We start from the raw sequence: 15,514 nt of genomic DNA, 5'->3' as shown, positions 1-15,514 counted from the left end.
ATCTGGCAATTAAAGTGCCCGACAATTCAACTGGAGCAGGTTCAACTCTCGCAAGGCCACCGAGAACTTGGCGAACTCGTGAGTGCTGGTGGTCTTGAAGTCGGCCAACATGTGGGTCCAACGGGACAAGAGTTGTTCATGCTCCGAAATCCAGTCGGCCAGTATGGTAGCGCATTCTCCCTGATCTTTGCACCCTTCCAGTACCACAGAAGTGAGACTGCGCTGCTGCCAGTCCAGATCTTCGCGGAAGGAGGCTCGCGCCATCGCCTGCCAGTGGTTGCCGACCGGCTGATGGTTGATCTGGTCGAGGAACCAGTGCAGATCCAACTTGGCTCCGAGGCGATAGTAGACATTGGCTGCGCGCAGGATATCGGTCTTGTGCTCCGCGGCAATTTGCGACAGATCCAGGCTGGAGAAGAGGCTGCTCATATGGGCGACCTGACGGGCAATGGCCTCAGGCACCTGTTTCTCCATCCACTTGGCAACAGCCTGACGATGCTCGGCCACTTCGCTCTCATCCATCACCTCGTAAAGGTGCTTCCCTAAGGTCTCGAACGCCGGACGGAAGAAGGCGATGTTCTCGCTGATGCTCCAGCTGCGATTGCGGGCGCGCAGGAACCAGCGGGTGGCACGACGCACGATGCGGCGGCTGTAGAACATCAGCTCGAGCTGAGTCTGGGCATCCACCAGGTTGTCGCACCCTTCGATATCGCGCCACAGCTGGTTCATGCCAAACACTTCGCGGGCCATGGCAAAGCAGCAAGCCACTTCGGCGACCGAGGCACCGGTCTCGTCCTTCATCCGGCTGGCGAAGTTGAGCCCCATGTCGTTAACCAGCATGTTGGCCACCCGGGTAGCGATGATCTCGCCGCGTAGCGGGTGATCGGCCAGCTGGGCACCAAACTGCTGCTGCACCTTGGCCGGGAAGCTGGTGACCAACATGTTGGCGAGGAAGGGCTCGTCGGTCACTTCCGGGCAGTTGAGCTGCTCTTTCAGCACCATCTTGCCGTAAGCCACCAGCACCGCCAGTTCGGGGCGGGTCAGCCCCTGCCCTGCTGCCATCCGCTCGGAAAGCTCCTCATCGGATGGCAGGAACTCCAGCGCACGGTCGAGCTTGCCTTCCCGCTCCAGCCCCTGAATAAAGCGCTGTTGCTCTTTCAGTTGTTCAGAGCCGCGGAAGCTGGTGACCGAGATGGACTGGGACTGGCGATAGGCGTTGGTGATCACGATCTGCGCCACATCGTCGGTCATCTCGTAGAGCATCTGGTTGCGTTGCTTGAGGGTCAGATCCCCTGCCGCCACCAACTGGTTCAGCAGGATCTTGATGTTCACCTCGTTATCGGAGCAATCCACCCCGCCGACGTTGTCGGTAAAATCGGTATTGATGCGACCGCCCTGACTGGCGTACTCCACCCGACCGAGCTGGGTAAAGCCGAGGTTGCCTCCCTCGCCCACGATACGGGCCCGCAGATCGCGACCATTGACTCGCAGTGCGTCGTTGCTGCGATCGCCCACTTCCCCATCGCTCTCGCGAGCGCTCTTCACATAGGTGCCGATGCCGCCGTTCCACAGCAGGTCGACATTGAGGCAAAGCAGTGCCTTGATCAGCTCGTTCGGCGCCATGCTGGCCTTGTCGGTGCCGAGCAGGGTCTGCATCTCGAGGCTCAGCTTGATGGACTTGGCCGAGCGCAAGAAGATGCCGCCCCCTTGTGATATCAGCTCGCGGTTGTAGTCATCCCAGCTGGAACCCGGCAGATCGAACAGGCGCTGGCGTTCGACAAAACTCTTGGCAGCATCCGGAGTGGGGTCGACGAAGATGTGCATGTGGTTGAACGCGCCCACCAGCCGGGTGTGCTCGGAGAGCAGCATGCCGTTGCCGAACACGTCCCCCGCCATGTCGCCGATCCCGACGCAGGTAAAATCGGTGGTCTGGCAGTTGACGCCAATTTCACGAAAATGCCGTTTGACCGACTCCCAGGCGCCGCGGGCGGTGATACCCATCTTCTTGTGGTCGTAACCGACCGAGCCGCCGGAGGCGAACGCATCGCCGAGCCAGTGGCCGTATTCGAGGCTTATTTCGTTGGCGATGTCGGAGAAGGTCGCCGTGCCCTTGTCGGCGGCGACCACCAGGTAGTAGTCATCCTCATCGTGGCGCACCACGGATTTGGGCGGGATCACCTCGCCGCCGATGATGTTGTCGGTCACATCGAGCAGGCCACGAATAAACAGGCGATAACAGGCCTTACCCTCCTCCTGGATGACGGCACGGGGCGCCCCCACCGGCATCTGTTTGCAGTAGAAACCGCCCTTGGCCCCCACCGGCACGATGACGGTGTTCTTCACCTGCTGGGCTTTCACCAGACCCAGCACTTCGGTGCGGAAGTCCTCTTTGCGATCGGACCAGCGCAGGCCGCCACGGGCAACCTTGCCCCAGCGCAGATGCACCCCTTCCACTCGTGGTGAATAGACGAAGATCTCGAACTTGGGCAGCGGCAGCGGCATATCGGTGATGCTGGACGGCGCCAGTTTGAAGGAGATGTAGGGCTTGATGTTGCCCGCCTTGTCCAGCTGGTAGTAGTTGGTGCGCAGGGTAGCGTCGATCATCTCCACATAGCGGCGAATGATGCGATCGTCATCCAGGTTGGCCACCTGATCCAGCTTGGCGGCAAGCTCCTCGTGCAGCTTGGCCTGTACCTTGGCGTCCTGCTTGCCGGCAGGATCCAGACGATGTTCGAACAGAGCAAACAGCAACTGGGCGATGTCGGGGTAGCGGGTCAGGGTCTCTTCGATATAGGACTGGCTGAAGGAGACGCCAGTCTGGCGCATGTATTTGGCATAGGCGCGCAGCACCGACACCTGACGGCCGGTGAGACCCGCCCCCAGCACCAGCCGGTTGAAGCCGTCATCTTCCAGCTGCTTGTTCCAGATGGCAGCAAAAGCCTGCTGGAAGCGCTGTTGGCTCTGGGCCAGATCAAAGGGCTGCTCGCCGTGCAGCAGCATGGAGAAGTCGAGGATCCAGAACAGATCGCCCCCTGGAGTGCGAACCTGATACGGTGTTTCGCCGATCACCCGCAGCCCCATGTTCTCCAGCATCGGCAGCACGTCTGAGAGGTGAATGGGCTCGGTGCGATGGAACAGCTTGAGCCGTACCCGACGGTCGTTCTCCTCCTCCTGCGCGCGGTAGAACAGCATGCCGAGTGGCTCGGCTTCGCTCAGGTTATCGAGCGCCATGATGTCGGCCACGGCAGAGCCAGGCAGCACATCTTCCTTGTAAGCGCGGGGGAAGGCGGTACTGAAACGGCGGCGCAGCTCATTACCACGGGCCTCGCCATAATGGGAAAGCAGCACGGAGTCGAGTCTGTCGTCCCAGCTACGGGCCGCTTCAATCAGGTTGTTCTGTACTTCGTTCACATCCACATCCACGTTGTTGTTGTTGACCCGCACTATGTAGTGGGTCCGCGCCAGCACGCCTTCGGTGAAGTAGACGTTGAACTCCACCTCTTCGTTGCTGCCAAAATACTTCTGCAAAATTTGCTGGGTCTTGATCCGCAGCGCCGTGTTGTAGCGCTCCTTGGTGACATAGACCATGCAGGAGAAGAAGCGACCATAGACATCGCGGCGCACGAACAGCCGCAGCATGTCCCGCTCCTGCATCTCCAGCACCCCAAGACCGGTGGCCAACAGCTCCTCTTCGCGGGCCTGGATCAGCTCATCGCGCGGGTAGGTTTCCAATACGTTCAGCAGCGCCTTGTAGGCGTGGGATCCCTTCTCGTGACCGGAGGCAGCCATGATGCGTTCGAGACGATGGCTGATGAGCGGGATCTGGGTCGCGCTGGTGTTGTAGATGGAAGAGGCATAGAGACCGATGAAGCGATCTTCCCCGATCACCTTGCCATGCTCGTCGAAGCGCTTGATGCCGATGTAATCCACATAAGCCGGACGGTGCACCCGGGACTTGCTGTTGGATTTGGTGAGGATCAGCAGGTCAGAACTCAGGGCGGCGTGACGGGCGCTGGCTGGCATGTTGCCAAGGCGCTGACCCACCTCCTTGATGGAGTTTTTCATCAACCCCAGGCTGGAGCTCGCCTGCGGCAGGATCTCGTGATCCCCCTCCACCGCCTTGACGTCGTAACGGCGATACCCCATCAGGGTGAAGTTGTGGGCAGCCACCCATTTAAGGAAAGCAACGCAGGAGGCCACCTCCTCCTTGCTGACCGGGTGCTTGCGCTTGGGCAGTTCGTCGATGATCTCATTGAGCTTGGCCAGCATGGGCTGCCAGTCGCCGACTGCCAGCGCCACTTCACCGGCCACGGAGTTGAGCTCGGTAGCCAGCGCGGCCATCTGCTCCTCGCTGGTGAGGTGATCGATCTCGATAAGGAATGCCGTTTCAACCGAGGTCTGCCCGTCGGTGTTGTCGAGTTCCAGAATGGCGTCAATCTTGCCATCCGCACTACGAATGAGGTGCAGCGGTTGGTGCAGCATCATGTGGGCGGTGATATTGAGTCGCTTGAGCGCCATCCGGATGGAGTCCACCAGGAAGGGGGAGTCCTGCAGGATCACCTCGACGATGGTATGGGGCGATTGCCAGCCGTGACGGGTCAGCTCGGGATTGTAGACCCGGATGTAGGGATCGGTACCGCTGCGCTGATTGAGGGCATTCCACAGGCTCAGGGCCGCGCCATAGAGATCGCTGTCATTGCGATCGTGCAGGTCGGAGCTCGCCATGTTGCCGTAAAACTTGGCAACGAAGCGCTCGACCAGAGAGGCACTGTTTTTGGGCAACTTCTGATGGATCAGGCTGAGAACGTTTTCGAGCAGAACTGAGGTAGGGGCGTCTTTCAATGCCATTTTTATATTCCTTATCGGACGACATTAACCACCGACGCAGAGGCAACCACCCTGGTTACCCGCTGGTGCAGAGTTGTTGCGAAGTGTAATGGCTTGGCTAAGGGAAGGCGAGGAAAGGTGCTAACGAGATGTTAAAAACAAGGTGCAGATCACGGCTTAAACTGTGAGAAATTTTGCAAATAACCAAAAATACAGAAATTCCCACTACCTTTGTGCCAATTTACCGGATAGATAGTGACGCAAAGCAGATAAACAGTCGGTAATCTGTTCGATTTTTGTTAATTTATGCGTTCTAGGCTGATAAAGCGGTAATCGTCCTGGGTTTTCAGCCGAAAATAGCCATGCACACCATTGATGGCGACAAAGGGGCGTATTTTTTCTATGCCAAGCTCCAGGGTCAATCCCTGTTCGCTGCGCACCACCAGCCGTCTGGCATGGCCCTGATACATCAGCATCACCTCGTCACTGCTCAATGAGAGCCGAAAAGTAAACTGCTTCACGCTTGCTCCTGATCACACGACAAATCACACGATAGGGGCAGGCGCATTAACGCCCCTGCCCCGTCGACACTTACTGCTGCAGCGCCTTGCTTACCTTCTCGAACAGATCCCGTGCCAGCCCCTCAAGGTTGGCAAGACGGGTCAGCTCGGCGCGGATCAGCGCCTTGCGCGCCTCATCCAATCGCTTGAACTGGATAAGCGGAGTGATAAGGCGGGAGGCCACCTGCGGATTGACCTCATTGAGCTCGATCAGCAGATCGGTCAGGAAGCGGTAACCGCTGCCATCCACCGCATGGAACTGCACCTGATTGCTCATGGCGAAGCTGCCGATCAGCGCTCGCAGCCGATTCGGATTGCGAATGCTGAAAGTGGGGTGACTCATCGCCTGTTTCACTTCACTCAGCACATCGGCAGCCGGTTTGCTGCCAATCAGCCGCAGCCAGTTGTCCAGCACCAGTCCATCCTTGGCCCACTTGCCCTCGAAATCGGCCAGCAGCGCGGCGCGGCATGGCAACAGATAGCCGTTGGCCACCTGCAGTGCCGCCAGGGTGTCGGTCATGTTGTCGGCAGTTGCATACTGCTCGCGCACCAGCGCATCGGCATGCTCCGCATCAAGCGCCGCCAGATAGCCGAGCACTACCCCTTTGAGGGCCCGTTTGGCCATGTCGGCGTGCACCACCTGATAACCATTCAGACGCAGGCTCTGATAGGTTGCCGCCAAGCGCGCACCAAAGGCCTCGGCAAGACGGGTATGGATCGCGTCGCGCACCTGATGGATGGCATCGATATCGGCCACCTCGAACAGCTCGGCCAGGGTCGCCTCACCGGGCAGCGCCAGGATCTCCGCCTTGAGGGCCAAGTCCAGATCGTTGTCGTCCAGAATGGCGACGAAGGCGGCCAACAGGGTTTGGGAGAGCTCAACCCCCTGCCCGTGCTGGACCCGTGCCACCCCGTCGATGACCGCTTTGTTGATCAGCATCTGGGCCGCATCCCAGCGGGCAAACTCGTTGCGGGCAAAGCGCATCAGGAAGGCGAGCGCTTCATCGCTGTAGTCATAGTGCAGCTTGACCGGCGCAGAGAAGTCCCGCAGCAGGGAGGGAACCGGTTTGACGGGCACTTGATCGAATTCGAAGGTCTGCTCCGCTTCCAGCACGTCGAGCACGTTGCCGATGGCCTTGCCCTGATACTGCAACGAGATGACGGCACCCTGCTCGTCATAAAGCTCGATATCGAGAGGGATATGCAGCGGCAGCTTTTGCGGTTGATCCTGAGTCGGCGGGGTATGCTGGCTCACATGAAGGCGATAGATACCGCTGGCGGCATCATACTCGTCGGTCACGGTCAGCTCGGGGGTGCCGGACTGACTGTACCAGCGGCGGAAACGGCCAAGATCGACACCGGACGCATCCTCCATCGCCTGCACGAAATCATCGCAAGTAGCGGCCGAGCCGTCGTGACGCTCGAAGTAGAGACGCATACCAGCCTGGAAGGCATCTTCCCCCAGCAGGGTGTGCATCATGCGGATCACTTCCGAGCCCTTCTCGTAGACGGTCAGGGTGTAGAAGTTGTTCATCTCGATCACCACATCCGGGCGGATCGGGTGCGCCATGGGGCCGGCATCTTCGGCAAACTGCGGGCCGCGGACGGTACGCACGTTGTTGATGCGGTTGACGCCACGGGAGCCCAGGTCGGAGGAGAACTCCTGATCCCGGAACACGGTCAGCCCCTCTTTCAGGCTGAGCTGGAACCAGTCTCGACAGGTAACGCGATTGCCGGTCCAGTTGTGGAAATATTCGTGACCGATCACCCGTTCGATACCGTGGTAGTCGCTGTCAGTGGCGGTGGCCGGATTGGCCAGCACGAACTTGGAATTGAAGATGTTAAGCCCCTTGTTCTCCATGGCGCCCATGTTGAAGAAGTCCACCGCGACGATCATGTAGATGTCGAGATCATACTCGAGACCGAAACGCTGTTCGTCCCAACGCATGGAGTTGATGAGGCTCTCCATGGCAAAACCGGCGCGATCGAGGTTGCCCTTGTCGACGAAGATCTCGAGGGCCACTTTGCGGCCACTTTGGGTGGTGTAGTGGCTGCGCTCCACATCGAAATCACCGGCAACCAGCGCAAACAGGTAGCTCGGTTTGGGGAAAGGATCCTGCCACTGCACGAAGTGACGGCCGCCATCCAGATCACCGCAGTCGACCTTGTTGCCATTGGAGAGCAGGAAGGGGAACTGGGCTTTGTCGGCGGTAATGCGGGTGCTGTAGCGCGCCAGAATATCGGGGCGATCCAGATAATAGGTAATGCGGCGAAAGCCCTCCGCTTCGCACTGGGTGCAGTAGGCATCGCCCGACTTGTAAAGCCCTTCCAGCGCGGTGTTGGCAGCCGGATCCAGTAGGGTGACGATGGTCAGCACACATTCGGCCGGCAGGTTAAACAGGGTCAGACTGCTCTCGCCTTGCTCGTAGTGGTCACAGGGAATGCCATCAATGGCAACGCTTTTGAGGGTCAGCTGTTCACCATCAAGGACGAGCGGCGCATTGTGCTCGCCGTTGCGGCGAATGCGAGTGATGGCGGTGACCTGGGTCAGCGGCTCCTGCAGTTGGAAATCGAGGTCGATGGTGTCGATCCAGTAGAGCGGCGCCTGATAATCCTGGCGATATTTGGCCGTCATGGCCTGGGAGTGATCGGTCATTATTGTCTGCTTCCACGCTTGTTAAAGGCGAGAAAGAGGCTGTCACAACCAACTGGTGGGGTCAAACAATTTGCATTACGTCAAATACGTCAGACAAAAAGAAAGGGCGACCGCAGTCGCCCTTGTGCATTGGAGGTCGCCTTGTCAGCTGGGTTTGCTGACCTTGGCCAGATCCGCAGTGATATTGGCCGCTTCGATGAGATACTCATCGGGTGCTTCAAAATCAGCGGGCAGTTCATCCAGACTCTTCACCGCCGGCTTCCCAAGACGTGCCAGACGCTCGTTGGTACGTTTGAGCGCTTTCTCATCCTGTTTCGCCTGCTCTGCAACACGCTCCGCCTCGTTGAGGGAGACCGACTTCTTGTCTTTCTCCTCCTTGTAGTCGGCGATGTCCTGCATCACATAGGCAAACTCGGGATCCTTGGCGATCCGGGCATCGTGCGCCGCCTGCAACTTGGGCAGTACGCTGGCGAAGTTGCCGAGTTTCTCGTAGTTGGCGGAGGCAATCTTGTCCCACGGCAACGCATTGAACTCACGGCTTTCGCCCGTCTCTTCCGGAGCAACCGGTGTCGGGAAGCTGATATCCGGCGCAACGCCCTTGTTCTGGGTGCTGCCACCGTCGATCCGGTAGAACTTGGCGATGGTGTACTGCACGTGACCGAGCGGCTGCTCGTAGAAGTCATAGACCTTGGCGAGACTGCGATGCTGCTGCACCGTCCCCTTGCCGAACGAGTTTTCACCCAGAATCAACGCGCGGCCATAATCCTGCATGGCGGCAGCGAAGATCTCGGAGGCCGAGGCACTGTAGCGGTCGATCATCACCGACATCGGGCCGCCGTAGTAGACGTTGCCATCGTCATCGCCATTGACCGTGATACGGCCCATGTGATCACGAATTTGCACCACGGGCCCGCTGGCAAAGAAGAGACCGCTCAGGGCGGAAGCTTCAGTCAGGGCGCCACCGCCGTTACCGCGCAGATCGATGATCAAGCCATCGATCTTCTTCTTGTTCAGGCTGGAGAGCTCCTTGATCACGTCGTCATGCAGATTGACGTAGAAACTCGGGATCTCGATGACGCCAATTTTCTTGCCTTCGGCGTTAATCACCTTGGACTTGGCAGCCCGGTCTTCAAGGCGCACCTTGTCGCGAGTCAGCTCGATCTGCTCGGTCTTGGCGGTTGCGCCCTTGCCGCGCTGGATCTCCAGCTTGACCTTGCTCCCTTTGGGCCCCTTGATGAGCTCGACCACGTCATCAAGACGCCAGCCGATCACATCGACAATCTTGCCATCTTCCTGCCCTACCCCGGTGATCTTGTCATCGGGTTTGAGGTGATTGGATTTGGCAGCCGGGCCACCGGGCACCAGAGAACGGATGACGGTAAAGTCATCTTCAGCCTGCAACACGGCACCAATCCCCTCCAGCGAGAGGTTCATCTCGGTGTTGAAACGATCGGCACTGCGCGGTGAGAGGTAACTGGTGTGCGGTTCGATGGCGCGAGCGAAGGAGTTCATGAAGAGCTGGAAGACATCCTCGCTCTCGGTCTGGGACATCCGCTTGATGGCGTTGTTGTAACGCTTGCCAAGCAGCTCCTTGATCTCGGGCCACTCCTTGCCACTGAGCTTGAGACTCAGGGCATCGAACTTGACCCGCTGACGCCACAGCTCGTTGAGCTCTGCTTCATCTTTGGGCCAAGCCGCCCCTTCCCGATCAAACACATAGTTGTCGGTCTGGGTAAAATCGAAAGGAGTATCAAGCAGTTTGAGGGCGTATTCGAACCGCTCATAACGCCGCTGCTGACTCAGGTTGAACATCTCGTAGGCGGGTGCCAGACGGCCTCTTTCGAGGTCGGTGTCAAAACCGTTACGGTACTTTTCAAAACGGCTGATATCAGAGGCCAAAAACAGGTTGCGGCTATAGTCCAGATTCTCCAGATATTTATCGAAAATCACGGAGGAAAAGGCATCGTCCAGCTTGAACTGTTTGTAGTGCGAGCGGGTAAACAGATTGGTAATTCGCTTGCTGGCCGTAGCATGTTGGCTCTCTTGAGCCAACACAGGCAAATCACTCTCCTTGAGCACCGGCTCGATGGCCTGTGCAAGCCCGGCAAGCGCCAGGCTACAGGCAACGAGGGAAAAACGAATTACGCCATGCTTCAACATTTGTCTCCTTAGAGAACCAAGTGCTCTGATTTGACCCGCACCATCATGCCGGTCTGCAGTTGGACCTGTACATCGTCCTTGGTTACTTCCTTGATGGTTGCCGGAACCGGGAATTTACCCATAACGACGCGCACATCCTGGCCCACTTTCAGCGTAGCGGCATCCACTTTAACCAGCGGAGCGTCAGCGACCGGTGCCTTGGCGGCAGCTTTCGGCTTGGCAGCTACATCAGCTTTCTCGGTTTTGCGCACAGCAGGACGACGGGGCTTCTTGGCCTTCTCATCCTTCTCTTTGGTATTGGTACGACGGCTGGCGAATACGCGCTCTTTGCTCTCTTTCAGAGCTTGCTTGGCGTGCTCGATGTGCTCTTCGGTCAGCAGCTCGCCCGGGTTGCCATCCAGATCAACGCGAGCCTGGCCAGCTTTGAGACCGTGCAGGTAGCGCCAGCTGGAGGTGTATTGACGCAGTGCGGAACGCAGCATGGTCTTGGAGACTCTGGCATCGTCAGCAAGACGCTCGGCCAAATCCTGGAAGATGCCAATCTTGAGCGGCTTGGCCTCTCCTTCAGCAACGAAGCAGGCCGGGAATTTCTCGACCAGGTAGGCAACGATCTCTTTACTGTTCTTCAGCTTCTCAGTGTTTTCCATGTATAACCTTGGCTTTCATATAAACGCACGGGCACGTCCCGAGCACAACAAAGGCCCCATTATAGAGAGCTTGGGGCCTTTTGCGAACCATCTAGCAATGACTTAGAGCATGCTTTCCAAAATTTGCACCGTTTCTTCGAGGCCAATCCGGTCTTGCTGGTCGAAACGGTTAAAAATCGGACTGTCGATATCGAGCACCCCGATGATCTCGCCACCACGGCGTACCGGGATCACGATTTCCGAGTTGCTCGCGCCATCGCAAGCGATGTGACCGTCGAACTGGTGGACATCGTCAATGAGCTGGGTTCTCCCCTCTGCCACTGCCGTACCACACACCCCGCGGCCGACCGGGATCCGTACGCAAGCCGGTTTGCCCTGAAATGGCCCCAATACCAGGGTCTCGCCCTGCAACAGATAAAAACCGACCCAGTTGATCTCCGCCAGCTCCTGATTAAGTAGTGCGGAGAGGTTGGCCAGATTGGCAATAAGATCGGTTTCCCCCTCCAGCAGCGCCTTGGCCTGCTGGTTGAGGGTGCGATAAAACGGTTGTTTTTCAATCATGATTAAATGAACTTCACTCCCTGATGGTTTGGGGAAGGTAACGCCTGGCCGGGAAATTTCAAATATTTTTTCCACTCCCCGCTCCTTGCGCCGTTATTCCCCGGCAACGGAAAGCGCCAATTGCTGGCGTTGACCATTACTCCACTCGATATTTAACAACCAGATCATGACGGGTGATGTACAACTCCCCACCTGGGTTACCCCCTGCCACTGTCCGTCTATTTGTTCAAAGTTCACCGGAATGGTGCCCATAAACATATCTTTGCCTTCGAGTGTCGCTTTCACCGGTTTGATGGCCGGATCGCCGCCGGTAATAGCGATGGCAAAGTCATGTTCGGCGCGCAGCGGTAATTCCTTGATGGCGATCGTCAGTGGCTTGTCACCAATCAGCGCGCTGCAAGGGGTGTGGGAAAGATCACAAATCTGATCTTTTTTCTGGTCAGCAGAGACGCTGTTATCGGCCGAAAACCAGGTGCGATAGGCCATCAGCGCCAATAACAGCGCCAATACCAGTACGAGGTGCAAAACTTTACGTGCGGTAAGTCTCTCTTTCATCAAAAACAGCCCGATTAAGATGCAATTAAAATAGTTTTTTGTGATCTCGAACAAGGTAAAAAACTGCCATATCGAGACCGGACGGAGCCAAATATATCACTGTTTATACTGTTATTTTACCTGTCACTTCAGTATCATTCCCATGCAGTTTTCATTTAGCCATCTTTTGCTTTTCCTTTCGTTAACAGATGTTAACAACTGGTCGGCGGTGGCTGATGAAGCCAGTCCGGTCCTCCGGATACAAAACCAAACAACAGCAGCATCGGAAGCGGAATATAACGATGAGCCATACAACTAACCATCCTGAGTACAACTACACCGTTGTTCGCCAGTTTACCGTCATGACGATTGTCTGGGGAATTGTCGGCATGTCGGTTGGCGTACTGATCGCAGCCCAGTTGATCTGGCCTGCCCTCAACTTCGAGACCCCGTGGCTGACTTACAGTCGTCTGCGGCCCCTCCATACCAACGCAGTGATCTTCGCCTTCGGCGTCAGTGCACTGATGGCCACCTCCTTCTACGTGGTTCAGCGCACCTGTCAAACCAGACTGTTTGGTGGCCCGCTGGCAACCTTCGTCTTCTGGGGCTGGCAAGCGATCATCCTCTCTGCCGCCATCTCTCTGCCGCTGGGTTACACCTCCGCCAAGGAGTATGCCGAGCTGGAGTGGCCGATTGATATCGCCATCACTGTGGTATGGGTCGCCTATGCCATCGTCTTCTTCGGCACCCTGATGAAGCGCACCACCTCCCACATCTATGTGGCGAACTGGTTCTTCGGCGCCTTCATTATCACCGTTGCGGTGCTGCACATCGTCAACAACATGGAAGTGCCGCTCTCCGGCATGAAGTCCTACTCCATGTACTCCGGCGCCATGGACGCCATGGTGCAGTGGTGGTATGGCCACAACGCGGTAGGCTTCCTGCTGACCGCCGGCTTCCTGGGGATGATGTACTACTTCGTGCCCAAGCAGGCCGGTCGTCCGGTTTACTCCTATCGCCTCTCCATCGTCCACTTCTGGGCGCTGATCTCCCTCTATATCTGGGCCGGTCCGCACCACCTGCACTACACCGCACTGCCTGACTGGGCCCAGTCACTGGGCATGGTGATGTCCCTGATCCTGTTCGTACCCTCCTGGGGCGGTATGATCAACGGCATCATGACTCTCTCCGGTGCCTGGCACAAACTGCGTTATGACCCCATCCTGCGCTTCCTGATCGTCTCCCTCTCTTTCTACGGCATGTCGACCTTCGAAGGCCCGATGATGGCGATCAAAACCGTCAACGCCCTCTCCCACTACACCGACTGGACCGTTGGTCACGTGCACTCCGGTGCGCTGGGCTGGGTTGCCATGGTCTCCATCGGTGCGGTCTATCACCTGATCCCGAACCTGTTCGGTCAGGGCCGGATGTACAGCGTCAAGCTGATCAACGTTCACTTCTGGCTGGCGACCGTGGGCACCGTGCTCTACATCGTTGCCATGTGGATTTCCGGCGTGATGCAGGGCCTGATGTGGCGTGCAGTCAACGAAGACGGCACCCTGACCTACAGCTTTGTTGAAGCGCTGCAGGCATCCTATCCCTTCTATTTCGTGCGCTTCCTGGGTGGCTGCTTCTTCGTCACCGGCATGTTGCTGATGGCTTACAACGCCTATCGCACCATCACTGCGCCCAAAGGTTCTCTGGAACCTGTCGCCCAGCCAGCATGATTGAAGAGGTCAACCCATGAGCAACAATAACCGTCACGAAATATTTGAAAAAAGCGTTCCCATGCTGGTGGTCGGCATCATCTTCGCCATCAGTCTGGGGGGCCTGGTTGAAATCACTCCGCTGTTCTTCCAAAAGCAAACCACCGAGCCGGTGGAAGGCCTCAAGCCCTACACCGCTCTGCAGATGGAAGGACGCGACATCTTCATTCGCGAAGGCTGCACCAACTGCCACAGCCAGATGATCCGTCCGTTCCGTGCCGAAACCGAGCGTTACGGCCACTACTCGGTCGCTGGCGAGAGCGTCTGGGAGCACCCCTTCCTGTGGGGCTCCAAGCGAACTGGTCCGGATCTGGCCCGTGTTGGTGGCCGCTACTCCGACGAGTGGCACAAGGTTCACCTGATCAACCCGCGCGATGTGGTACCGGAATCCAACATGCCCGCCTACCCCTGGCTTGATACCAATGTGCTGACCGGTGAGATGACCGCCAAGAAGCTGGCGCTGTTCCGCGATCACTTCGGTGTGCCCTATACCGACGCCGATATTCAGGGTGCTGGCGAAGCCGTGAAGGGCAAAACCGAGCTGGATGCGCTGGTGGCCTATCTGCAATCACTGGGTCATGCCCTGAAATAAGGAGGCGAAAATGGACTACGGCACATTTCGCGGTCTGTATACCCTGCTGTTGATGGCCATCATGATTGGCATCATCGTCTGGGCCTACAGCAAACGCCGCAAGACCTCTTTCGACGAGGCTGCCAATCTGGTTTTTGCCGATGATGAGCAACCCGGTGCTGATAAAAAGAACGCAGGAGCGAAACAATAATGAGCACTCTGTTTAGCATTTTTGTGACTGTCATCAGTCTGGGAACCATCCTCGGCTGCTTCTTGCTGCTGATGTGGTGCCGCAAGGACAAGATGGGTGTTGAAGAAGGCAAATCGATGGGTCACTCCTTCGATGGCATCGAGGAGATCAACAACCCGCTGCCGAAGTGGTGGACTTACATGTTCCTCTTCTTCATCGTCACCGGTCTGGTCTATCTGGTCGCCTTCCCGGGACTTGGCAACTTCAAAGGCCTGCTGGGCTGGCAAAGTTCCAATCAGGACGTGCGCTCACTGGCCGAGTCCAAGGCTGCAACCGAATCGGCCAAGGCCGAAGGTCGCGCAGTGGAGTATGACCGCGAGGTCGCCAAGGCTGACGAGATCTACGGTGCCAAGTTCCGTGAACTCACCTATGAAGCGGATGGCAAAACCTATCGTGCCATCACCGAGATCGCCAAGGATCCGGAAGCCCTGAAAGTGGGTCAGCGTCTGTTCCTGCAGAACTGCTCCCAGTGCCACGGCTCCGATGCCCGTGGTGGCCGCGGCTTCCCGAACCTGACCGACAGCGAATGGCAATGGGGCGGCCAGCCTGATCAAATCAAAACCACCATCATGGGCGGTCGTCAGGGGATCATGGCTGCCTGGGGTGAAATCCTCGGCAAAGATGGCGTTCAGGAAGTGGCCTCCTATGTGCTGAGCCTCTCCGGTCGCAAGGTTGACCTGGTGGAAGCGAAGAAAGGTGAAGCACGCTTTGCCATCTGCGCAGCCTGCCACGGGGCCGATGCCAAGGGCGGTATCGCCGTCGGTGCGCCAGATCTGACCAACAACACCTGGCTCTACGGTGGCTCCCGCGAAGTGGTGGTGCAAACCATCACCCACGGTCGTCACGGCGTGATGCCAGCCTGGAAAGACATTCTGGGTGAGGACAAGGTTCACCTGCTGGCCTCCTACGTTTACAGCCTGTCTCATCAACAGTCTGCCAAATAAGGTTCGCCCGTAACGTTGTAACATGTGATAAACACGTG

General features: G+C 57.6%; 11 protein-coding genes. 4 read left to right on the top strand and 7 right to left on the bottom strand.

Going from position 1 to position 15,514, the window contains the following annotated elements; all coding sequences use genetic code 11:
• Positions 1–9 precede the first annotated feature (9 nt).
• From OKC43_RS08820 to OKC43_RS08790, 7 genes are all read right to left on the bottom strand, one after another.
• On the bottom strand, positions 10–4,848 hold the full coding sequence (locus OKC43_RS08820) for an NAD-glutamate dehydrogenase (RefSeq protein WP_236271445.1): 4,839 nt from the start codon (positions 4,846–4,848) through the stop codon (positions 10–12).
• Between the two features lie 278 nt (positions 4,849–5,126).
• Positions 5,127–5,348 carry a DUF2835 domain-containing protein gene (locus OKC43_RS08815; protein WP_033136823.1) on the bottom strand — a complete coding sequence of 74 codons (222 nt, stop codon included), beginning with the start codon at positions 5,346–5,348 and terminating at the stop codon, positions 5,127–5,129.
• 70 nt (positions 5,349–5,418) lie between these two features.
• Entirely contained in the window at positions 5,419–8,043 is a 2,625-nt protein-coding gene (gene pepN, locus OKC43_RS08810) for an aminopeptidase N (RefSeq protein WP_236271444.1), read from the bottom strand.
• 144 nt (positions 8,044–8,187) lie between these two features.
• On the bottom strand, positions 8,188–10,203 hold the full coding sequence (gene prc / locus OKC43_RS08805; protein WP_236271443.1) for a carboxy terminal-processing peptidase: 2,016 nt from the start codon (positions 10,201–10,203) through the stop codon (positions 8,188–8,190).
• Between the two features lie 8 nt (positions 10,204–10,211).
• Positions 10,212–10,850: an RNA chaperone ProQ gene (gene proQ, locus OKC43_RS08800; protein WP_005351923.1), complete on the bottom strand. Its 639-nt coding sequence runs from the start codon at positions 10,848–10,850 to the stop codon at positions 10,212–10,214.
• A 102-nt stretch (positions 10,851–10,952) separates the two neighbouring features.
• Entirely contained in the window at positions 10,953–11,411 is a 459-nt protein-coding gene (locus tag OKC43_RS08795) for a GAF domain-containing protein (protein WP_005360536.1), read from the bottom strand.
• Between the two features lie 93 nt (positions 11,412–11,504).
• Positions 11,505–11,966 (bottom strand): hypothetical protein, encoded by a 462-nt coding sequence (locus tag OKC43_RS08790; RefSeq protein WP_236271442.1) that lies wholly within the window; start codon positions 11,964–11,966, stop codon positions 11,505–11,507.
• A gap of 281 nt (positions 11,967–12,247) precedes the next feature.
• Between OKC43_RS08790 and ccoN the strand changes: the two genes are divergently transcribed.
• The 4 genes from ccoN to ccoP are packed head-to-tail and all read left to right on the top strand — an operon-like array spanning position 12,248 to position 15,476.
• A complete protein-coding gene (gene ccoN / locus OKC43_RS08785) occupies positions 12,248–13,672 on the top strand; it encodes a cytochrome-c oxidase, cbb3-type subunit I (protein ID WP_005336616.1) in 1,425 nt (474 codons plus the stop codon).
• Positions 13,673–13,688: 16 nt separating this feature from the next.
• Complete coding sequence (gene ccoO, locus OKC43_RS08780) at positions 13,689–14,303, top strand: cytochrome-c oxidase, cbb3-type subunit II (protein WP_005336618.1); 615 nt, start codon at positions 13,689–13,691, stop codon at positions 14,301–14,303.
• Between the two features lie 10 nt (positions 14,304–14,313).
• The gene (locus OKC43_RS08775; protein WP_005336620.1) at positions 14,314–14,493 is read left to right on the top strand and encodes a CcoQ/FixQ family Cbb3-type cytochrome c oxidase assembly chaperone; all 180 of its coding nucleotides are present in this window, start codon (positions 14,314–14,316) and stop codon (positions 14,491–14,493) included.
• Positions 14,493–15,476: a cytochrome-c oxidase, cbb3-type subunit III gene (ccoP, locus tag OKC43_RS08770; protein ID WP_005336622.1), complete on the top strand. Its 984-nt coding sequence runs from the start codon at positions 14,493–14,495 to the stop codon at positions 15,474–15,476. Before OKC43_RS08775 ends, ccoP begins: the two co-directional genes overlap by 1 nt.
• Positions 15,477–15,514: the final 38 nt, after the last annotated feature.

Origin of the sequence: Aeromonas sp. Y289-2 (assembly GCF_027705925.1) — a bacterium.
GTDB lineage: Bacteria > Pseudomonadota > Gammaproteobacteria > Enterobacterales > Aeromonadaceae > Aeromonas > Aeromonas veronii.
This window is presented reverse-complemented; position numbering and strand designations above follow the sequence as displayed.